A 19,999-nucleotide genomic window follows, 5' to 3' on the forward strand; every position below is an offset into this window, starting at 1 on the left:
TGGCTACATTAGTTTTTGAAGAACCATAAAGAACTTCTCTTTATTGAAAGGTTTGAGCATCCACGCTTTAACCCCAAGCGCTTTGCCTCTCTCTTTTAACAGAGGATTGCTTTCTGTAGTAAGCATGATTACCGGGATGAATTTGTAATTGGGATTGGCTTTAATATTCTCTACCATATCTAGACCGCCCATAATCGGCATGTTTACATCCGAAAAAACGATATCGATGTGCTGCTGCTCTAGCATCATTAAACCTTCTTGACCGTTTGTTGCTACTACCGGATTGTGACCGGCCTCTTTAATAGCTGATGTGGCGACACTCCTGATCAAACTTGAGTCGTCCACAATTAAAACATTAGCCATTGATTCTCCTTACATTTAATGCATCTTAATCTAAATTAGATTAAATGGAAATTATATTCGTCTTTAAGATTGAACTCTTTTTTGACACTTTGAAAAGAGAAAAAAAATGTGTGTAAAATAACTAAATACGTTAATTCTTACCGATAATAACTTTTAATAAGTTCATAGGAATGTTGTAATGTTTGAAATTTATCTGTATATTCTTTTACTTTTTCAAAACCGTCAGTATAGACGTTATCAGGATGAAATTGAATCAAAAGTTTTTTATAACGTGCTTTTATCACGTCAAAATGTTCATCCTGATGCGAATTTAAAAGTTTTAACGCATCCAATAATAGATCATTTTCTTGAGTGCTTTCAAAAACACGATCCAAGTGACTTTTGTCACATTGAAAGATAACATGGTTATTGTCAATTTGTTTCTGATTCAAAAGAGCATTTATTGTATGTTTAATGCCGTCCGTACGGATGGCGATTTCAAAAAAATTGTTTTCATAGGATATTTTTTCAATTTCTGACGTTAGTCGGCAAATCAATCCCTTTAATAATTTGTCATTTTTTTCAAGAAGCTGAAATCGGATTTTGTCATTTAAAATATGTATGACAACCGTATTGATCCTTTTGATCTCATTTTTAGTGATGATCTTCACAGGTTTTTCGATTCGGTTCACAAGAACCTCTTTAAAATGCAAGATATCTTTATTATGCGTTTTTCTGTGAATCGAGTAGAGCCATTTGATCAAAAAAATATGTTTATAATGATTTTCCTGCGAATAATGGAGTAGAAGATGGTTTTTGTGAATATGATAGGATGAAAATTGATTTTCTATAAAGTGAAAAAGATTGTAAGTACTCATTTTCGATTCGTCAACATAGATAAGAGTATGTTGCGGACCCATTAAAATCTGCATAATCAATCCCATTCGAGGTAGTTGATTATTCGATAGCAATGTTCATTCCAGCTTATTCACATAAAAATTTTAATGTGCTGTACGGAAATGAAGATTATCGTTTTGTCAAAACTGTCGCTAACGCTTGTGCAATGTTTTCGTATGTCTCTAATATAGCAGCCATCTGTTCCAAATACGTCTGCAGTGATTTTTTTTCATAATCCAGCTTTCGTTGTCGTCGCGTAAGTTCACTGATTTTATTGGCGATTTTATTCTTACAGAGTTCAATTTGGTTTACGGTCTTTTTTTTCAGATCCAAAAGTTCTGTTTGGTGATAATTGAGTCTGTTGATCTGTGATTTTAAGGATACTTTTTCTTCAGGTGTCGTTCCGATTTGATTTTTGAGCCGTAAGACGGCTGCATCATTTTCCGCCAGAGTTTCTTGCAGATCGGCTAGTTTCTCGGCGACAACGTCTTTATTGCTTTTTTCAATACTGACTTCATTCTGACAGTCATTGAATTCATTTTCCGCAATTTGTATTGTTTCTCTTTGGGAGATGATTTTCAGTTTGACCTGTTTATACTGCATCATGATTGAAATAACGGCACTAAAATTCCATTTTTGCTGTTTGGAATCGGTAATGGCATATTTTTGAACTTTATTACCGTTGACATCAATAACAACTTCATCAGCGAAATATTTGATAAACGCTTCGGCATTTTTATCCCGATTCTCGACATATTGTAAAAGGTTTTTTGCCGTATAGAGGAGAATCTGGTGAAAATACTGCCGAAGTACATATCCGCTGAATCCCTCGACTTTGTTTCTATCTTCCGGTTTTATGATTTCAAGTAATATGATTTCGATCATAGAACGGAATACCGGGATAAATGTTCGGGTAAAGGTGATGTTGTCAATAAGTGAAAAATTTAGTTTTTCAGCAAGGACTTCTCCTAAAATCGGTTCGATATTGCTCCATGCGCCTTCAGGAAAATAGGCATTGTACATAGCTTCCATATCTTCAATCGATTCACCGGCAAAGCGTTTGTCCGCACCTTCCGCAAATTTTCTAGGCGGTGTGTAATGGCGTATAGTGATACGGCCTCGTAAAAAAAAGACAATGTCGCGCATGTCGAGATTAAATATCTGTTCAATCTGTTGCCGTGTCACTTTTCGGGCCATGTCTATATCGTTATTAAATTTCAGGAAATTCTCTAATATGTCTTCACGTATTTTTTCCGGGATCGAAACCAGATAGGGAATCGGGGAAAAATCGGTTTTTCGTTCTAATATGTCGAGGAACGTAACGGTATTTTGATGAAGCATCCGGTCATACGCTTCAGACTTTGACGGGTCTGTAAAATGTTTTTTAAGGGCAAATGAGGCAAAAGTAACCTGTACTTCGATCTCCTGATAACTTTTGGAAAAGTATTTGATCAATGCTTTTCGAATGGAGCCTTTTTTTTCATCAAAAAGCTCTTCATTATTCTCAATCAAAAGTTTACTGAGAATATTTTTGTACTGTTCCGTCGTAAAGTCCAGGGCATAGAGATACTTGGGTAAATTCTCTTCCAAAATGGTGACGATATCTAAAATAATCCGGGGATTCATGATTCACCGCGCTTTATTTGAATAAAGTCTAACGCTGAAGAAACGGCATTGATATAGCTTGACAGGGAAGCTTTGTTTTTGTACGCGATATCAAATGCTGTCCCGTGATCGACGGAGGTCCGGATGATAGGCAACCCTAAAGAGACATTAATCCCCTCATCAAAATAGAGCGCTTTGAGCGGAGCAAGTCCTTGATCGTGATACATCGCTGCAATCATCGAGTAGTTTTGGCGAAAACGGGGGGTAAATGCAATATCGGGGACGACAGGACCCACAAAAACTTCACGTCCGAGTTGAGCGTTGGCACGTTCGATAGCCGCTGCGATAATCTCTTCTTCATCCCCAAGTACACCGTGATCTCCAGCATGGGGGTTAACTCCTAAAACGGCGATAGGTTCATGCACTGTCTCAGAAAAAAGCTGGAGTAAAAAGGCTACTAACGGATCGAGCTGAATATGGGAAACGACTTCACGTAACGGAATGTGTTCAGTATAAAGTGCAACGTAGAGTTTTTCGCATCCGAGCATCATAATCGCATTACAGCTGAAAAGATCACGTAATGCATCGGTATGGCCTACATATTCGATTCCCGCCTTCATCCATGCTTCTTTGTGGATGGGGAGGGTGACGATAGCATCAACGGATTTAGATTTGGCCAGTTCTGCCGCCGAGATAAAAGAATCATAGCTGTATTGTCCGCTTGAAGCCGATACTTTTCCAGGTTCAATGGTGAATTCTCCCGAAACTTTATACATATGAAAGTCATTGGGAATTTGAGTATGCAATAAATGTGCTGCCTGATGTGCCATAGTGTAGTTGATACAATAAAGCGGATCACAGACTTGTTTAATCTGATTATGGGCTTTTAGTATTATCTCAAATCCTACGCCGTTTAGATCACCGACGCTGATAGCAATGCGTTTCAGCGCTGACATAATGCTTTCATATCTTTCACGGCGGATGAGAGCCCTGTAAATACGGAGCGGGCTATGATGCTTTGGCCGATATTGAGCTCTTCGATAGTATCGATGGTAACGATCGGGGCAATGTTTTGGTAATTGAGTCCGTGCCCGGCCGCTACTTTTAAACCGAGTGATCGGGCATAATTGGCCGCATCGACAATCGCACCGTAGGCATTTTCCAACTGAGAGTCCAATTCACGGCGCGAGAGGTTCAGTGATTCAATACTGTGGTGAGAATGGGGCAGGGCACTGTGGCGCATCGCGTAGAGATTCGCATAGCTTCCGGTGTGCAGTTCTATCCACTGCACACCGAGCTGCTCGGAAGCTTTTATTGCTTCGTGCGTAGGATCGATAAAGAGGGAAACATCTATTTCGTGTTCCTGCAATTTTTTAACGGCGTTGAAAATCGCGTCGTAGTTTCCGAGAACGTCCAATCCCCCCTCTGTCGTTACCTCTTGACGCTTTTCAGGAACAAGGGTCGCGCGATGAGGACGCAGTGAGCAGACAATATCGATAATGGAAGGCTCAATCGCACACTCCAAATTTACGGGAAGAGAGGACGATGCAATGATACGGCGTGCGTCTTCATCATGAATATGACGGCGGTCTTCGCGCAAATGAATCGTGATTTGGTCTGCACCGCTTTGAGCGCATATCGCCAGTGCCATCAGAGGATCGGGATCGTTAATTTTACGCGCTTCCCGTAGGACGGCAATATGGTCAATATTGACCCCTAGGGTCATTTTAGCTCTGTCGACGTGCATAAAAATCCTTTTTAAATTCTATAAACTGACCTGCAATGATGGCTTCGCGTGCCTGTCGTACCAGCCACAGATAGTAGTGAAGATTATGGAGCGATGCGAGACGGAAATAGGTAATCTCGCGTGAGCGGAAAAGATGATGCAGATAGGCACGGCTGTATCGGCGGCAGGTATAGCACTGACAATCCGGATCGATCGGCTGAGCATCGTATTTGTAGACGGCACCTTTGATGTTTACTTTTCCGAAAGTTGTGAAAAGTGTTCCGTTACGGGCATTACGGGTCGGCATAACGCAGTCGAACATATCGACGCCCCGCTCGATATTTTCGACCAAATCTTCGGGTGTCCCGACTCCCATCAGATAGCGCGGTTTGTCGGCAGGCATCAGAGGGGTAGTGTGCTCTACCGTATCGTACATGAGATTATTGGATTCTCCGACCGATAATCCTCCGATAGCAAATCCGTCATAATCCATTGCACACAGTTCTTCAGCCGATTGGGTACGGAAATTAAAATCGGTTCCCCCCTGTATGATCGCGAAGATATTTTGATTGATTCCGATCCCTTTGCTCTGGTTGTAGCGGTGATAATCGATCGATTGCTGTGCCCACTGAGTCGTCCGCTGTATCGAGGTTTTGATCCTCTCCTGCGTGGCGGGGAGGGCGACGAGATCGTCCAAAATCATCATTATGTCACTGTTCAGATTGTTTTGGATGTCGATCACTTTTTCGGGGGTAAAAAAATGTTTGCTCCCGTCGATGTGGCTTCTAAACTCGATCCCCGATTCGGTCGGTTTGGAGATATCGCTGAGACTGAATGCCTGAAATCCGCCGCTGTCGGTCAAAAAGCTGTTCGGATAGGTTGTATAGCCGTGCAATCCTCCCATTTTGGCGACGGTTTCGTCTCCGGGGCGTAAATACATGTGGTACGTATTGGCAAGAATGATCTGAGTATCCAAAAGTTCCGTCATATCCGCCATGTCGAGCGCTTTAACCGATCCTACCGTTCCGACGGGCATAAAAATGGGGGTTTGGATCGTAGAGTGTGCCGTAGTAATGGTGCACGCTCTTGCTTTGCCACACGTGGCATCGACGTTAAATTGCATAAAAAGCCTTACGTTTTTTCGTTATTTTACCGTACATTAGGTTTATAGGCAACTCCAAAGCATTAACATTCTATAATACTGAAAACAATTATGCAGGATATTTTATGAGTATCGAACACTCTCAAACAGCTTTCGAAAAAGCCCAGCAACTTATTCCGGGGGGTGTCAATTCACCGGTTCGCGCGTTTAAAAGCGTCGGCGGAATTCCCCGTTTTATTTCCAGAGGTGAGGGCGGTTATTTGATCGATATCGATGAAAACCGCTACATTGACTACGTTCAAAGCTGGGGACCGTTAATTTTCGGTCATCGTGACGAGAGTATCGAAAATGCGGTGATCGAAGCGGTAAAACACGGGCTTAGTTTCGGTGCCCCTACCGAAGCGGAGTCCGAACTTGCAGAGCTTATTATCTCGATTTACGATTCGATTGAAAAAATCCGTTTTGTCAGCAGCGGAACCGAAGCGGTTATGAGCGCTATCCGTCTTGCACGCGGCTTTACGGGGCGTGATGATATTGTTAAATTTACGGGGTGCTACCACGGGCACAGCGATGCGCTTCTTGTCCAAGCGGGTTCAGGTGCCGTGACGTTCGGAACACCGAGTTCACCTGGGGTTCCTGCCGATTTTACCAAACACACGTTATTGGCCGAATACAACAATATCGAAAGTGTTAAAAAATGCTTCCAAGACAGCCCGGGGATTGCCTGCGTTATTATCGAACCGATTGCCGGAAATATGGGACTCGTTCCCGCGAACAAAGATTTTCTTTCCGAACTGCGCGCAGTGTGTGATCAATACGGTGCATTGCTGATTTTCGACGAAGTTATGAGCGGATTTCGTGCGTGTCTGCACGGTGCTGAGAGCATTACGGGAACCAAACCTGACCTTGTGACTTTGGGTAAAGTGATCGGCGGCGGTATGCCAGTCGGCGCGTTCGGCGGACGTCGTGAGATTATGGCGCATCTCTCACCAGAGGGAGGCGTCTATCAGGCTGGAACCCTCAGCGGTAATCCGGTAGCGATGGCGGCAGGATTGGCTTCGATCAATAAACTCAAAACCAATGCACGAGTTTTTAATGTCCTCGAAGAGCGCGCCAAACGGTTGATGAACGGCTTTGCCGAAGCGGCTGCTAAACACAATATAGGCTTGCAAACGGATGTACGCGGTTCTATGTTCGGATTTTTCTTCAGCGGTGAGTCTGTAACCAATTTTGCAGAGGCATTGAAAAGTGATACGGCTCGGTTTGCCAAGTTTCATGCGGCAATGCTCGACGCGGGATTCTATTTTGCCTGCTCACAGTTCGAGACGGGCTTTATCTCTACCGCAACAACCGATGCGATGATCGAAGAGACGATTGCCGCCGCGAACAAAATTTTCGGAGAACTGTAATGGAAGAAAATACGCAAGAAAAACCCCGCTTAAAACCGATTATCGAAGGGGCGGAAACTTTATCCCTCGGCATTTCGATGGTCGTTGCCGTATTGATCGGTGTGGCTATCGGATTGGGGCTTAAAAAGCTAACCGGTATTACATGGCTTCTATGGGTCGGGGTCGGGATCGGAATCGCCGCAGCGATTATGAATGTCTACAAAGCCTACAGCAAACAATACAAAGAATTCGAAAAGCTGGCAAAAGACCCCCGGTATAATATGGGACAATCTCAAAAAGACGATGATGAGGACGAAGATTGATGTTGAGCAGTTTTCTAGTCGCGATGATTTCATCGATGCTGATCGTTACGGGATCGCTCTATTCGTATCGCAACATGATTCGAAGCCGTATCGGTGACGTGAATGTAGAGGATATGAAAGACAGCATCGATATGATGGATGATCCGTATGATCTATACGAAGAGGATCGTGAACAGGAAATTACCGATATCAAGCAGATGATTAAAGAAGAGAAAGCGCGCCAAAAAGGCAATGTACTCAAAAATACGACCCAAAATGCTTCAGCGATGGTATCCGTTTATCGCCTAATTCCCTATGCAGTACTGGTGCTCGGGTTTATCGCATTGAGTAACACACATGCATTATCGGTATTACCGTATTTAATCGGTTTGGCGGCGGGAATACCTGTAGGATACCTGCTTGCTAAAAAGCTGTTTATTTCACGATCATCGGAACGTTGATCGTAATCTTATTCTCTTTGTGATCGATAAAGAGATTATTCTCTTCTGCTAAATGGGTGATTTCAGGGAGATATTTGCGTGTAACCGAGTCTGCGGATATTTCGATGGAAAAGAGCGAATATTTTTCACCCTCAAATTTGATATGCTCTCCGACGCGAAAAAACAATCGGGTTAAAATCTTTTCATTGTTTGCCATAGAGATATAGATCTTATTGAGAAGTTTGATAAAAATTTCGGTGTGAAGACGGATTTCTGGGATGGTCGGATCGAGTTCTTTGAGATATTTAGTGGATGAACCGATCGAATTTGAACTGATGCATAAATCGATCAGCGTATAGACATTAACCAACTGCCCGTCAGGTTTTTGTGCCGTAAATTGAAAAGAGGGGAGCTGATAGAGTCGGATGCCGATTTGTTCTTCGTCTTCGTAACCGACCGTAATTCCGAAAAATTTGAACCGCCCGAACTCGAGTTCCAAAAAGGTTGTTTTGAATCCGAACGACGAATTGGCATAGGTAGTCGCTATTTTATAGATAGCGGAAGCGTCTATTGCACCGAGGAGGTATTGTGCCTCGGTATTGAGGGACACGATCTTACCGTTGGAATTAAAAAGGATAAACGGATTAAAATCGTACTCAATCCATTGCTGATCAAACGTCATCAGTCCTCGATGTAGTTTTTAAGTTTACGACCCACTTTCGGGTGTTTCAGTTTTTTGATCGCACTGCTTTCGATTTGGCGAACACGTTCACGGGTAACGTTAAGCTCTTTACCGATCTCTTCGAGTGTGCGGTCACTCTCGTCATCCATGATTCCGAAACGCATTTTAATAACCGCTTTTTCACGTTCATTAAGCTGCTCGAGAACACTTTCGATTTGAACCTTCAAATCGTCTTTCAAAATGGCATCGCTCGGAGAGAGAGACATTTTATCTTCGATGAAATCTCCGAAACGTCCGTCTTCTTCGTTACCGATAGGAGCTTCGAGAGAGATCGGCTCTTTGGTGATTTTGATGACGTTTTTGACTTTTTCAACTGAAAGCCCCACTTCTTCTGCGATGGTTTCGACATCCGGCTCTTTTCCGTGCTCTTGGAGGTGTTTACGCATGATTTTGTTGATACGGTTGATTGTTTCGATCATATGGATCGGGATACGGATGGTACGTGCCTGATCGGCAATCGCACGGCTGATTGCCTGACGAATCCACCATGTCGCATAGGTCGAAAATTTGTACCCTTTTTGGTACTCGAATTTATCGACCGCTTTCATTAAGCCGATATTTCCTTCCTGAATCAAATCGAGGAAAGGGAGACCGCGGTTGGTATAACGCTTCGCAATCGAGACAACGAGACGGAGATTCGATTTTGCCATACGGGTTTTAGAGACTTCAGAGATATTTTTACCCCGTTTGATCTGCTCCAAAATGTCGGCCAGTTTTTCCGGCTCCATATTGAAGCCCCCTTTGGACGCCTCTTTGGTCTGGATCAGTTTTTTGATCTCCATATAGGTGCTGACCATCGTCGCTTCGGGAACTTTCGTCGCGATCTCTTCTTTGGTCAAATCGCAGATTTTATTGAGAATCAATGTGTGATTCTTTTTAAGCTGATCGTTGAATAGCGGAAGCTTGTATTCCAAACGTTTCAACTCACGGTCAAACCCTTCGTCACTGCGCAATGCCGTTTCCATGGAGCGGACAAGTTCGTTGATCAGTTTAGAGGTCGGTCCGAGGTCGAGCAATGCCTCTTTCAGCATTTTTTTCTTGAAGCTGACATTGAGGAAGAATAGTACGTACTCCGCATCCATCTCATCGATAGAGCGTTCTTCCAACATTTTTTCTGTCGCTTTTACCCACTCTTTTTTCGCTTTTTCAAGCGCTTTAAAAGAAGTTACGACTTTTTCTACCCGTTTTTTATCTTTTACCGACGGGGCTTTTTCGGTTGATTCATCATCATCGCCCTCGTCATCGCTATCATCTTCACTGTCATCTTCGTTCTCTTCTTCAAAGCTTTTGAAAAGTTCTTTGACACGGCGTTCGCGATTGATCAGCGGATCTTTATAGTCAAGGATGAAATCGATCAGATAGGGAACCGAGCAGATCGCATCGATGATAATCCCTTCCCCCATCTCCATCCGTTTGGAAATCTCAACTTCTTCTTCTTTGGTGAGAAGAGGGATCTGACCCATTTCGCGAAGATACATACGTACGGGAGAATCAGAACGCGACCACTCGAGCAATTCATGCTGCTTAAGAATGTCGAACTCGTCTCCGCTGGCTTCTTCGATGTATTTCAGTTGTGCGGCACGCTTAGCGGCGGCTTCTTGCTGATTGAGCATTTTGGCATGTTCAGAAGAAGTAAATAGGCAAATTTTATGTTTCTGTGCCAATTTAAGGATGTTTTTTGCTTGTGCAAGGGTAGGCTGTTTGTCAAAAGGATCGACAATTGTTTCATACGTGAGACAATTTTTAGATTTATGTTCGGAAAATAGGGTTTCGAGATGTTTATTTAGATCTTTGACACTCATACGAGGAGGACTCCCTTAACGTTAAAAGAGTTGGATTATACCGAAATTTTTCTTAAAGAGTGTTATTTTATGAGTGTCTTTAAAATTTGCATAGAGTGGAACACTTGTTGCTAACAAAACCGTAACACTCCACAAGGATGATGAATGCAGACCGGATATTATGCGGCAACAGGCGGGATGGTAGCGCAGTTTAATCGTATGGACACGATTGCGTCAAACCTTGCCAATGCCAATACTGCTGGCTATAAAAGAGATCAATTGATTACGGGAGACTTCGCACGTCTGTATAAAACGGCGCAAAGTGAGCTTCCGATTGCCAATCAAACGGAGGCGGCGGCGCAGTATTTCAATCGTGCACTTTCCCGTGTCCCTCAAATAACCGATGCGTATACGGACCAAAGTCTGGGTGCGATGCAGCGGACGGATAACACGTTTGACCTGGCCCTTTCCAAAGAGGGTCAGTTTTTTGCAGTCAATACACCGCAGGGGATACGTCTTACCCGTGACGGCTCATTCACTTTGAATGATGAGGGGAAACTGGTCAATAAACAAGGGCACGAGGTTCTTGCGGCTGATAAAACACCGATAACTTTCAATCCGCAGGACAGTGTAATCACACTCGATAAAAACGGTCAGTTTTCAACCAATGTCCCGGGGACGACACAGATGGTTGCCAATAAAAGACTTTTAGTGGTAGAACCTCAAAATATCAGAAATATTATGAAAGAGGGAAATAACCTTTATTTGCCAGAAGCGGCTGATCCTCTTACGCCGTTGGCGGAAAGCGGAAGCGTTATGCAGGGATTTATTGAAAAAAGTAATGTCAATGCCGTCAATGAGATGATCGCTTTGGTCGAAGCAAACCGTTTGGTGGGGATGTATCAAAAAGCGATGGATTCGCAAATGAATGATCTAAATAAAGACGCGATTGAAAAACTCGCGGTAACACGTCGATAAGATAAGGAAATAAGACTATGATGCAATCACTTTATACCAGCTCAACGGGGATGCTCTCTATGCAAACCCAAATCGATACCACTGCCAATAATATTGCCAACGTTAACACTATGGGATATAAAAAATCCCGTGCCGAATTTGCCGATTTGATGTATAAAGTCATGACCTATGCCGGAACCTCCACCAGCGATACGACCAAATCACCGACGGGGATCGAAGTGGGGCTTGGGGTACGTCCTACATCAATCAATAAAATCTTTACCGAGGGGAGTCTAAAACAAACGGATAATTCTCTTGATTTGGCGATTACCGGAAAAGGTTTTTTCAAACTTGAACTGCCGAACGGAACCGAAGTCTACAGCCGCAACGGTTCTTTTAAAATAGATGAAAACGGAACGATCGTAAACTCTGACGGGTACAAACTGGTTCCGGAAGTCGTTATTCCCGAAGATGCAACCAACATCAGCATCGGTACCGACGGTATCGTCAGCGTTACCCAATCGGGGCAGGCCCAAGCAACCCAAGTGGGGCAAATCTCTTTGACCAGCTTTATCAATCCGGCCGGTTTGCATGCGATGGGAGATAACCTTTTTGTTGAAACCGACAGTTCAGGTCAGCCGATCGAGGGGACTCCCGGTGAGAACGGGATCGGAAATATCCGACAAGGGTTCGTGGAACTCTCAAACGTACAATTGGTTGTCGAGCTTACCGATTTGATTACGGGACAGCGTGCCTATGATGCCAATTCCAAAGTGATCACCACGAGTGATGAAATGCTTGCGACAACGAACGGCTTGAAACGTTAATAAATCTTCCTAATCAGTGCCATTATGATGGCTTCTGATTTTTAAATTCTACTTTACTGTAATCTTACTCGTTTATAACTCATTTACTATTTATTCCAGCTAATTTTTTATTGTTCCAAAGTATTAAATAAAAGGAATCATAAAGAGAAAGGGAATATAATCGTTTTCAATTGTGAAATGATAGGAGGGTATATCATGAGTTTTGGAACTATCAAGAGTAAATTAACGCTTTTTTTTACGCTATTAATTTTAGGATTTTCAATCATTGCGTATCTGACTTTCAAAGGGAATGCCGATGCCGATAGAGCTATAAAAAGAGTTGGCGACATAGGAAGTTTGGAAACCTCAGAAGCAAAACTTATGATGAATTTAAGAGGATATCAGCTCTTATTTGATGAGACATATGCACAAAACTATGAAGATGAGTATGTATCAATTGTCAAAAATTTAAATTCCCTTCTTAAACAATCCCGTGCAGAAATGGCAAAAACTCAAATTAAAGAGATATTAGTATTAATAAAAGAGTGGAAGGAGAGTAATGATGAGAGGGTTAAGCTAATTAAACAGTACAAAAAAGAGATCAATAGTGACGCTTTTTCTGTTTCTGAAAATGGAAAAAGACTAGCTGCCCTCACACTCTTGTCTGCTGATAGATACAAAATCATAGAAGAAAAAATTTCTATTTTTAAAGAAGGTGTAGAGAAAAGAAATCTTAAATATATAAGAGATAGCTCTGTATTCTCAGAACTAATGATAGCTCTTATTGTACTACTCTCTATCGGAACTTTTTTACTACTTTTGAAGTCTATAAACTTTTCCATTTCAGCAGCAAAAAAAGGGTGTGAGGAGATTAAGAACAGTAAGGATTTAACAAAAAAAATTGTGACCGGGACTAAAGATGAAATTGCTGAAACAATGGACTATGTTAATGAACTTTTAGGCGATCTTGCCAAAGCAATAGACGATGCAAAAAAATCGGCAACAGAAAATGCTTCAGTAGCGGAAGAATTATCTGCGACAAGTCTACAGATAGGAAAACGCACTGAAGATACTTCAATTGTTGTAGATGAGACAAAACAAAGTTCAAATGATGTTTCTGAATTGCTAAGCAATAGTGAAGATGAGTCCAAAAAAGCTGAAGAGGAAATAAGAGAAGCTTCATCCGAGGTGTCCGATGCTGCTAAAGATGTCTTGTCCGTGTCAGGTGCATTGCAGCTTATTGTTGTTGAACAGATGGAACTGTCAGGACAGTTAGAGAGACTATCATCTGAAGCAGAACAGGTAAAAACAGTACTTTCGGTAATTACGGATATTGCAGATCAAACAAATTTATTGGCACTGAATGCCGCAATTGAAGCGGCTCGTGCCGGAGAACATGGAAGAGGCTTTGCTGTAGTAGCCGATGAAGTTAGAAAACTGGCAGAGAGAACTTAGCAAAGTTTGACCGAAAGCAATGCTACCGTATCCGTAATTGTTCAATCTGTCCTAGAGGCAACAGAGTCTATGTCTAAAAGTGCGAAAAAACTTGAAGAGTTAGGAAAACGCTCCAAGGAAGTAGAATCTACAATGAATAAAACAGTCAATATCATTGCCGATGCAGCAAAAATAGCTAACCAAACGGCAGAAGATGCATCTAACGGTAACTCAAAAACCAAAGATGTAATCATGCGAATCGATACTATCAACAAATTATCAATGACAAATGCCAGAAGCGTAGAAGAGATTGCAGCCGCCGCTGAACATTTGGCAAAAAGAGCAGAAAGTTTAAGCTTGTCACTGGCGCAGTTTAAAACATCATAATTTGCACCAACAGACATAAAAGCCTTTTAATAGGCTTTAAAACTCTTTCAACACATCTTTGCTATAATCCAGTCAATTTTACGTACCATAGGATTTTTGATGCAAAAAATTGAAGGGAAAGTTTGGAATTTCGGTAAAGATATCGATACAGACTTGATTATTGCTGCCCGTTATCTCAACACCTCAGACCCGAAAGAGCTTGCTAAACATGTCATGGAAGATGCCGATCCGACATTCGTAAGCAAAATGATACCGGGCGATATTATCGTAGCCGATGAAAATTTCGGATGCGGCTCGTCACGCGAACATGCTCCTATCGCACTTAAAGCGGCAGGTGTAGCAGCGGTTATCGCACCGACATTCGCCCGTATTTTTTACCGTAATGCTTTTAACATGGGATTGCCGATTTTTGAACTTCCCGAATCTTTAGAGATCAAAGAGGGAGAATCGGTCAGTATCGACATGGATGCAGGGACGATTACCAATACTACCAACGGGAAAGTCTACAAATTTATTCCGATCCCGCCTTTTATGCAAGAACTAATCGCGGCAGGCGGTTTGATGAATTATGCAGAAGCCGAAATTGCCGCACAGGAGAAATAATTGATGAAAAGTTACAATATTGCCTTGATTAAAGGGGACGGAATCGGTCCTGAGATCATTGATGAAGCCGTTAAAGTTTTAGATGCGGTTGCAGCGTGCGAAAATATCGAGTTTAACTATCAAGAAGCCCTGATGGGAGGGTGTGCTTACGACGTAACGGGCGATCCGCTTCCTCAAGAGACGATCGATATCTCATTATCCAGCAATGCGGTACTGTTCGGAGCTATCGGAGGCCAAAAATGGGACACTCTTCCGCGTGAAAAACGACCTGAGAGCGGATTGCTTCGTTTCCGTAAAGAATTGGGTGTTTTCGCCAATCTTCGTCCGGCTAACGTCTATGATGAACTTGTAAATGCCAGCTCATTGAAACCTGAAATCGTCAAAGGTGTCGATTTGATGGTTGTACGTGAACTGATCGGCGGGATTTATTTCGGAGAACCGAAAGGACGTGATGAGAATAAGGGATGGAACACTATGGTGTATACCCGTCCTGAGATTGAACGGATTGCACATGTCGCGTTCAAAATTGCGATGGAACGCTCTAAAAAAGTGTGTTCGGTCGATAAAGCCAATGTCCTTGATGTCAGCCAGTTATGGCGCGAAGTGGTTGAAGAAGTTGCCAAAGAGTATCCTGAAGTCGAACTCAGCCATATGTATGTCGATAATGCGGCGATGCAGCTGATCCGCGATCCGAAACAATTCGACGTCATTTTGACCGGAAATATTTTCGGTGATATTCTCAGTGACGAAGCAAGTATGCTATCAGGCTCCATCGGGTTGCTTCCATCGGCATCGGTAGGTTCTTCAATCGGTGTGTATGAGCCGATTCACGGTTCAGCGCCGGATATTGCAGGGCAGGGGATTGCCAATCCGATCGCGACCATTGCGAGCGCTTCGATGATGCTTCGTTTCGCATTGGGCGAAAATCGTGCGGCAGACCGTATCGATTACGGTATCAAACAAGCTCTTGCTGAGGGATATCGTACCAAAGATATCGCGGGATTTGACGCTAAAGAAGTTTGCTCAACTAGCGAGATGGGATCCATCATCGCTAATTTCGCAGCCAAATGCAAACTCTAACCCTCGCCAATATTTACGAGCTTCAAGGGCTCAAAGAAGATGCTCTTGAAATATACAAAGAGATTTTGAAAAAAGATCCTTCTAATGCCGATGCAAAAATTGCGATTCGCCGACTTTCGGGTATGCGAAAAAAGTTTTTAGGGGTCAATAACGAAATGAAGACTTTTTTTATTCAGATGGAAGAAGAGGCTGAATTTATTCAATTTGAAAGGTGGTTGATGAAAGCATGGAACTAAAAGATGTCATATTATCTACATTAGCCGAAATTGAAGAGTTATCAAGCGTACCCGAGAAGAGCGAATATCTTGAACGTATTATTGAAGAGAAACCGCTTCAGTCTGTAGAAGAAACGGCCGTTCCTAAACCGCCGATTATAGAGACGATTCAAACCGTGATTGAAACGGTACATGCCGTTCGCGATGATGAAGCACGGATGCTTGAGGGGATCCGGGAACGGCTACTTGTTCTCTTCGAAGGATTTCAGTCTCCGAATAACACGCAAATAGAAGCCAAAGTAGATTTGACACTCAACTTTTTTGAATATCTTTTAGCTACCATAGACAATCGCTTAGAAACGATAAAAGAATCGTAGCCGCTTTCAATCCGAGGATAAGAAATGAATGAACATTACCGTATATTAATCCATTGCAATGATGAAAAAGGGCTGGTCTACAAAGTATCCAGCATTTTTTTCCACCGCAATCTTAATATTATTTCCAATAACGAATTTGTCGATAAAACACACAATAAATTTTTCATGCGCAGCGAAGTAGCCGGTGAAATTGCACCGGATATGCTCAAAAGCGAACTAAGCGCAATTTTGCCGAAGAATACCCATCTTGAAGTGATCGCTCCCCGAAAAAAACGGATTGTTCTGATGGCGACCAAAGAGTCGCATGCCCTAGGTGATATTCTAATACGATACGAAGCGGGTGAGCTGGACTGCCACATCGTCGGTGTCGTTTCCAACTATGATTTGCTTGAACCGCTGGTCTCTAAATTTGACATCCCATTTTATACGGTATCTCATGAGGGGTGTGACAGGGATGAACATGAGCAGCGTGTTCTGCAAAAGCTTTCTGAATTAGGCGAAATCGACTATATCGTTTTGGCAAAATATATGAGGATTTTAACTCCGCGGTTTGTTGAAACGTACGAAGACAAGATCATCAACATCCACCACTCGTTTCTTCCCGCTTTTATCGGAGCCAATCCTTATAAACAAGCGTATGAGCGCGGCGTAAAAATTATCGGAGCTACGGCGCACTTTGTCAATAATCATCTTGATGAGGGGCCGATTATCGCTCAGGATGTCATTCATGTCAATCATGCCTATGGATGGGAAGAGATGCAGCGTCTGGGGCGTGATGTGGAGAAAATCGTTTTATCCAAAGCGTTAAAGATGGCGCTGGAGGATCGTATATTTGTCCATGCAAACAAAACGATCATTTTTTAAATGTTTCATATCGTTTTAGTAAATCCTCAAATTCCCAATAATACCGGTGCAATCGGCCGGCTTTGCGTTAATACCGGTTCTTCGCTCCACCTTATCAAACCGATCGGTTTCGATATCGATGAAAAAGCGGTACGTCGTGCCGGCTTGGATTATTGGCATAAAATCGATTTGCATGTCTGGGAAAGTATAGAAGAATTTATGGATGCCCATCCGATCAAGGAGCGTTTTTTCTTTGCTACGACCAAAACGGACATCCCTTATTTCGAGCATGAGTTTCAAGAGGGGGACTATCTGTTTTTCGGGAGTGAGACCGCCGGGATCCCCTCAGAAATTTTAGAAGCTTATCCGAAGCAGACAATGACGATTCCGATGACCAAAGAGGGACGTAGTCTGAACCTCGCCATTAGTAGCGGAATAATCCTCTACGAAGCGATTAAACAAAATTTTAATTCCTACAGAAAGATGATGTAAACCATGATGCAAATACTTGATACGGTAATGACCGTACTGTTCATTCTATTTCTCGTCTATATTTTTCGCGGATACCATATATCTCGCCGTGAGAAAGATATGAACGAAGATTAAAATAATCTCTCGGCCCATTTCTCCATTTTGACCTCTAGTCTCTCCATCCAACCGTTAGCTTTAATAATAACCATTGCCATTGTCAACTCCTTGAGTGATATTAGGCAAATAGTAAAATAATTTTATCTATCCTTTTAAAAATATTTCAAAATGACATATTATTCTAAAATCTATGTCATAATTCCTACAATACACTATCGATAATAGAAAAGGATTTCACTATGAAAACATTCAGTGATATTGTCGAGACGATAAAAGATATCGTCTCTTCCGAATTTCCGGAAAAAAAGGTATTCGATAAAGATGTAGCAGAACTATTGGATATTTCGCAAATGAATTTTGCAACGATGAAAAAGCGCAATAAAATCCCCTTTACGGAATTACTCGACTTTTGTGCCAAACGTTCCATCGCCATTAACTGGCTTTTATATAACCAATCTCCAGAGAGTTTGATTGAACCGACAAACCGCTTTTACATGGTACGTTATTTCTCTTCGGTAAATGCCTCGGCAGGGGGAGGCGCCGATAATGAAGAATTGGATTATGAGCCTCTGATGCTTGAAGATAATTTTGTACTCTCTTTAGGCGGTGAAAAAGAACTGCGCCATATTGAAGCTATAAATGTATCGGGTGATTCGATGGAACCCTCTTTCAGTTATAACGATATCATTTTTATAAATCGTTCAAAGACCGATATTAGTCGTGGAGGAATTTTTACGATTCGTACCGAACACGGGTTGTTTATCAAAAGAATACAAGTTCGAATTGATGGCAAACTTGATATCATTTCGGATAATAAAGATTATCCGACCTATGTTGCACGACGGGATGAAGTCGAAGTGATCGGAAGAGTGGTCGGGCGGTTCGGCGGAATAGAATAATATTGGAAATACAAATGAAAACAACGATGTGGATGAGCGGCATATTATTGATGGCTTTAGGAGGATGCAGTACACATACCCCTGATCTGCTTCCTACACCGAAATTATCGTTGCCCCCTTCCAAAACAGATGTTAATCAAAGCGGTTTAGAAGATCCGTTTTGTTGTATGCTCCCCCAAGATATCGGCGTTAAATTACCTGAATTCGGTCCGAAAGTGAATGATTTAGACCGTTTTGAGCAATCGTTAGTCCCTTATGTGGAACAAAACGGTGTGGATAGAGATAATTTATTGGAGGTACAGACTGCATTTGATGCCCGTTATTACGCCCCGTGGAGCTATGGTGCTCCACCGGAAAAAAGAGAAAATGCTTCATGGCCTCTTCGTGCGTTTAGGGGAGGATACGGGAGCAATCTAAGACCGGTACCTCCGTCTTGGTTTGAAGAGATATCTAATCAGAGTAATTTTGATGCGTACGGGACATTAAACCAAAAAGCCGTTACTTTAAGATGGATGGATATACGTGCACTCCCGACCGATAAACCTCTCTATAAAAATCCGGAAAAAGCGGGAGACGGATATCCGTTTGATCTGCTCCAAAACAGCAGTGTGAACTATAATGAGCCCATTTTTGTGTCTCATACCACCAAAGACGGAGCGTGGAGCTATATATTTACCAATAACGCATCAGGCTGGGTAAAATCTGACGGTATCAGTATTGTAGACAATCAAACGATTACAAGCATTCAAAAGTCTGATAAAGTCTTTATTATTGAAGACAACTTTCCGATGCGTGATGCTAAAAATCGTTTTATCGCTTATACGCGAATCGGAATGATTCTTCCTCTGGAACGTGAAGAAGGGGATAATTATTTGGTTAAAACGTACGATCAAAACAATATCGTTACTGTCGTAACCATTCCGAAGCACTCTGCACATTTAGGTGCCAGTAAAATCAATAAAAAAGATTTAATTACGATAGGGAATCAATTACTCAAAAATACATATGGCTGGGGCGGAATGTACGGTGAACGTGATTGTTCGTCAATGATTCGGGATATGTTCGCCCCGTTTGGCATTTGGCTTCCCCGAAATTCTGCAGCACAGTCTCGCAAAGGAGAGGTGATTTCGTTTGCTAAATTCTCTAATGACGAGAAACTAGCAGCGATCAAATCCAAAGGGGTCCCTTTTGAGACGATCATTTATCTAAAAGGACATGTCTTGCTGTATATCGGTACCTATCAGGACAATGTTTTGGTAATGCATAATTTTTGGGGTGTTCGTACCGTTGATAATGAGGGGAACACGGGGAGACACATTATCGGCAGAGCCGTTATCAGTACACTGGAACTTGGGGCTGAATTAGACAACTACGATCCGACTATGAAGTTATTAAACCGTGTGGAGAGCATGAATATTTTTACACATGCACCTCTTAAATTGACTCGGAATGCTAAAGCTGCAAGCACTAAAAAGCAGCTTTAAA

22 protein-coding genes and 1 pseudogene are annotated in these 19,999 nt (G+C 42.3%); 15 read left to right on the top strand and 8 right to left on the bottom strand.

All coding sequences use genetic code 11. From position 1 onward, the window contains the following. Positions 1-3: 3 nt before the first annotated feature. The 6 genes from SULKU_RS04920 to tgt form a co-directional block, all read right to left on the bottom strand. Positions 4-363 (bottom strand): response regulator, encoded by a 360-nt coding sequence (locus SULKU_RS04920; protein ID WP_013459833.1) that lies wholly within the window; start codon positions 361-363, stop codon positions 4-6. 137 nt (positions 364-500) lie between these two features. Beyond that, entirely contained in the window at positions 501-1,274 is a 774-nt protein-coding gene (locus SULKU_RS04925; RefSeq protein WP_013459834.1) for a J domain-containing protein, read from the bottom strand. A gap of 94 nt (positions 1,275-1,368) precedes the next feature. Further along, positions 1,369-2,865 carry a coiled-coil domain-containing protein gene (locus SULKU_RS04930; RefSeq protein WP_013459835.1) on the bottom strand — a complete coding sequence of 499 codons (1,497 nt, stop codon included), beginning with the start codon at positions 2,863-2,865 and terminating at the stop codon, positions 1,369-1,371. After that, positions 2,862-3,800 carry a 4-hydroxythreonine-4-phosphate dehydrogenase gene (gene pdxA / locus SULKU_RS04935; protein WP_013459836.1) on the bottom strand — a complete coding sequence of 313 codons (939 nt, stop codon included), beginning with the start codon at positions 3,798-3,800 and terminating at the stop codon, positions 2,862-2,864. Before pdxA ends, SULKU_RS04930 begins: the two co-directional genes overlap by 4 nt. After that, positions 3,788-4,570, bottom strand: coding sequence for a pyridoxine 5'-phosphate synthase (locus SULKU_RS04940; RefSeq protein ID WP_013459837.1), 783 nt, complete (start codon positions 4,568-4,570; stop codon positions 3,788-3,790). Before SULKU_RS04940 ends, pdxA begins: the two co-directional genes overlap by 13 nt. A 1-nt stretch (position 4,571) precedes the next feature. Then, positions 4,572-5,693, bottom strand: a complete 1,122-nt coding sequence (gene tgt / locus SULKU_RS04945) for a tRNA guanosine(34) transglycosylase Tgt (RefSeq protein ID WP_013459838.1) — start codon at positions 5,691-5,693, stop codon at positions 4,572-4,574. 104 nt (positions 5,694-5,797) lie between these two features. On the opposite strand from tgt, the gene hemL reads away from it, so the two are divergent. The 3 genes from hemL to SULKU_RS04960 are packed head-to-tail and all read left to right on the top strand — an operon-like array spanning position 5,798 to position 7,823. Then, positions 5,798-7,081, top strand: a complete 1,284-nt coding sequence (hemL, locus tag SULKU_RS04950) for a glutamate-1-semialdehyde 2,1-aminomutase (RefSeq protein ID WP_013459839.1) — start codon at positions 5,798-5,800, stop codon at positions 7,079-7,081. After that, positions 7,081-7,383, top strand: coding sequence for an AtpZ/AtpI family protein (locus tag SULKU_RS04955; RefSeq protein WP_013459840.1), 303 nt, complete (start codon positions 7,081-7,083; stop codon positions 7,381-7,383). The genes hemL and SULKU_RS04955 overlap by 1 nt, the downstream gene beginning before the upstream one ends. After that, positions 7,383-7,823, top strand: a complete 441-nt coding sequence (locus tag SULKU_RS04960) for a hypothetical protein (RefSeq protein WP_013459841.1) — start codon at positions 7,383-7,385, stop codon at positions 7,821-7,823. The genes SULKU_RS04955 and SULKU_RS04960 overlap by 1 nt, the downstream gene beginning before the upstream one ends. Here SULKU_RS04960 and SULKU_RS04965 read toward each other — a convergent pair. Beyond that, the gene (locus SULKU_RS04965) at positions 7,798-8,484 is read right to left on the bottom strand and encodes a hypothetical protein (protein ID WP_013459842.1); all 687 of its coding nucleotides are present in this window, start codon (positions 8,482-8,484) and stop codon (positions 7,798-7,800) included. The genes SULKU_RS04960 and SULKU_RS04965 overlap by 26 nt on opposite strands. Further along, positions 8,484-10,346, bottom strand: coding sequence for an RNA polymerase sigma factor RpoD (rpoD, locus tag SULKU_RS04970; RefSeq protein WP_013459843.1), 1,863 nt, complete (start codon positions 10,344-10,346; stop codon positions 8,484-8,486). The genes SULKU_RS04965 and rpoD overlap by 1 nt, the downstream gene beginning before the upstream one ends. Positions 10,347-10,490: 144 nt before the next feature. Between rpoD and SULKU_RS04975 the strand changes: the two genes are divergently transcribed. The 12 genes and pseudogenes from SULKU_RS04975 to SULKU_RS05025 all read left to right on the top strand — a co-directional run bounded on the left by SULKU_RS04975 (position 10,491) and on the right by SULKU_RS05025 (position 19,998). Continuing rightward, a complete protein-coding gene (locus SULKU_RS04975; protein ID WP_013459844.1) occupies positions 10,491-11,303 on the top strand; it encodes a flagellar hook-basal body protein in 813 nt (270 codons plus the stop codon). A 17-nt stretch (positions 11,304-11,320) separates the two neighbouring features. Then, a complete protein-coding gene (gene flgG / locus SULKU_RS04980; protein WP_013459845.1) occupies positions 11,321-12,109 on the top strand; it encodes a flagellar basal-body rod protein FlgG in 789 nt (262 codons plus the stop codon). A 915-nt stretch (positions 12,110-13,024) separates the two neighbouring features. After that, positions 13,025-13,540 (top strand): annotated as a pseudogene (locus SULKU_RS15420) (methyl-accepting chemotaxis protein); the annotation flags it as partial. 72 nt (positions 13,541-13,612) lie between these two features. Further along, positions 13,613-13,909, top strand: coding sequence for a methyl-accepting chemotaxis protein (locus SULKU_RS14330; RefSeq protein WP_049766958.1), 297 nt, complete (start codon positions 13,613-13,615; stop codon positions 13,907-13,909). 99 nt (positions 13,910-14,008) lie between these two features. Beyond that, a complete protein-coding gene (locus SULKU_RS04990; protein ID WP_013459846.1) occupies positions 14,009-14,512 on the top strand; it encodes a 3-isopropylmalate dehydratase small subunit in 504 nt (167 codons plus the stop codon). A gap of 3 nt (positions 14,513-14,515) precedes the next feature. Next, positions 14,516-15,592, top strand: a complete 1,077-nt coding sequence (leuB, locus tag SULKU_RS04995) for a 3-isopropylmalate dehydrogenase (RefSeq protein ID WP_013459847.1) — start codon at positions 14,516-14,518, stop codon at positions 15,590-15,592. Next, positions 15,580-15,828 (top strand): tetratricopeptide repeat protein, encoded by a 249-nt coding sequence (locus SULKU_RS05000; protein WP_013459848.1) that lies wholly within the window; start codon positions 15,580-15,582, stop codon positions 15,826-15,828. Before leuB ends, SULKU_RS05000 begins: the two co-directional genes overlap by 13 nt. Then, positions 15,819-16,184: a CiaD-like domain-containing protein gene (locus SULKU_RS05005; protein ID WP_013459849.1), complete on the top strand. Its 366-nt coding sequence runs from the start codon at positions 15,819-15,821 to the stop codon at positions 16,182-16,184. The genes SULKU_RS05000 and SULKU_RS05005 overlap by 10 nt, the downstream gene beginning before the upstream one ends. A 24-nt stretch (positions 16,185-16,208) precedes the next feature. After that, positions 16,209-17,048: a formyltetrahydrofolate deformylase gene (gene purU / locus SULKU_RS05010; protein WP_013459850.1), complete on the top strand. Its 840-nt coding sequence runs from the start codon at positions 16,209-16,211 to the stop codon at positions 17,046-17,048. Further along, complete coding sequence (locus SULKU_RS05015) at positions 17,049-17,519, top strand: tRNA (cytidine(34)-2'-O)-methyltransferase (protein ID WP_013459851.1); 471 nt, start codon at positions 17,049-17,051, stop codon at positions 17,517-17,519. It begins immediately after the preceding gene. A 335-nt stretch (positions 17,520-17,854) separates the two neighbouring features. Further along, positions 17,855-18,514, top strand: a complete 660-nt coding sequence (locus SULKU_RS05020; protein ID WP_013459852.1) for a S24 family peptidase — start codon at positions 17,855-17,857, stop codon at positions 18,512-18,514. Positions 18,515-18,516: 2 nt separating this feature from the next. Next, positions 18,517-19,998, top strand: coding sequence for an SH3 domain-containing protein (locus tag SULKU_RS05025; protein ID WP_151174240.1), 1,482 nt, complete (start codon positions 18,517-18,519; stop codon positions 19,996-19,998). The last annotated feature ends 1 nt before the right edge of the window (position 19,999 follow it).

The organism is Sulfuricurvum kujiense DSM 16994, assembly GCF_000183725.1.
In the GTDB taxonomy this organism is placed as follows: Bacteria; Campylobacterota; Campylobacteria; order Campylobacterales; family Sulfurimonadaceae; genus Sulfuricurvum; species Sulfuricurvum kujiense.

Bases quoted from the DNA above. Each gene is read 5' to 3' on its own strand.
- SULKU_RS04920 (WP_013459833.1), bottom strand. From the start codon at position 363: ATGGCTAATGTTTTAATTGTGGACGACTCAAGTTTGATCAGGAGTGTC.
- SULKU_RS04925 (WP_013459834.1), bottom strand. From the start codon at position 1,274: ATGCAGATTTTAATGGGTCCGCAACATACTCTTATCTATGTTGACGAA.
- SULKU_RS04930 (WP_013459835.1), bottom strand. From the start codon at position 2,865: ATGAATCCCCGGATTATTTTAGATATCGTCACCATTTTGGAAGAGAAT.
- pdxA (WP_013459836.1), bottom strand. From the start codon at position 3,800: ATGTCAGCGCTGAAACGCATTGCTATCAGCGTCGGTGATCTAAACGGC.
- SULKU_RS04940 (WP_013459837.1), bottom strand. From the start codon at position 4,570: ATGACCCTAGGGGTCAATATTGACCATATTGCCGTCCTACGGGAAGCG.
- tgt (WP_013459838.1), bottom strand. From the start codon at position 5,693: ATGCAATTTAACGTCGATGCCACGTGTGGCAAAGCAAGAGCGTGCACC.
- hemL (WP_013459839.1), top strand. From the start codon at position 5,798: ATGAGTATCGAACACTCTCAAACAGCTTTCGAAAAAGCCCAGCAACTT.
- SULKU_RS04955 (WP_013459840.1), top strand. From the start codon at position 7,081: ATGGAAGAAAATACGCAAGAAAAACCCCGCTTAAAACCGATTATCGAA.
- SULKU_RS04960 (WP_013459841.1), top strand. From the start codon at position 7,383: ATGTTGAGCAGTTTTCTAGTCGCGATGATTTCATCGATGCTGATCGTT.
- SULKU_RS04965 (WP_013459842.1), bottom strand. From the start codon at position 8,484: ATGACGTTTGATCAGCAATGGATTGAGTACGATTTTAATCCGTTTATC.
- rpoD (WP_013459843.1), bottom strand. From the start codon at position 10,346: ATGAGTGTCAAAGATCTAAATAAACATCTCGAAACCCTATTTTCCGAA.
- SULKU_RS04975 (WP_013459844.1), top strand. From the start codon at position 10,491: ATGCAGACCGGATATTATGCGGCAACAGGCGGGATGGTAGCGCAGTTT.
- flgG (WP_013459845.1), top strand. From the start codon at position 11,321: ATGATGCAATCACTTTATACCAGCTCAACGGGGATGCTCTCTATGCAA.
- SULKU_RS14330 (WP_049766958.1), top strand. From the start codon at position 13,613: ATGTCTAAAAGTGCGAAAAAACTTGAAGAGTTAGGAAAACGCTCCAAG.
- SULKU_RS04990 (WP_013459846.1), top strand. From the start codon at position 14,009: ATGCAAAAAATTGAAGGGAAAGTTTGGAATTTCGGTAAAGATATCGAT.
- leuB (WP_013459847.1), top strand. From the start codon at position 14,516: ATGAAAAGTTACAATATTGCCTTGATTAAAGGGGACGGAATCGGTCCT.
- SULKU_RS05000 (WP_013459848.1), top strand. From the start codon at position 15,580: ATGCAAACTCTAACCCTCGCCAATATTTACGAGCTTCAAGGGCTCAAA.
- SULKU_RS05005 (WP_013459849.1), top strand. From the start codon at position 15,819: ATGGAACTAAAAGATGTCATATTATCTACATTAGCCGAAATTGAAGAG.
- purU (WP_013459850.1), top strand. From the start codon at position 16,209: ATGAATGAACATTACCGTATATTAATCCATTGCAATGATGAAAAAGGG.
- SULKU_RS05015 (WP_013459851.1), top strand. From the start codon at position 17,049: ATGTTTCATATCGTTTTAGTAAATCCTCAAATTCCCAATAATACCGGT.
- SULKU_RS05020 (WP_013459852.1), top strand. From the start codon at position 17,855: ATGAAAACATTCAGTGATATTGTCGAGACGATAAAAGATATCGTCTCT.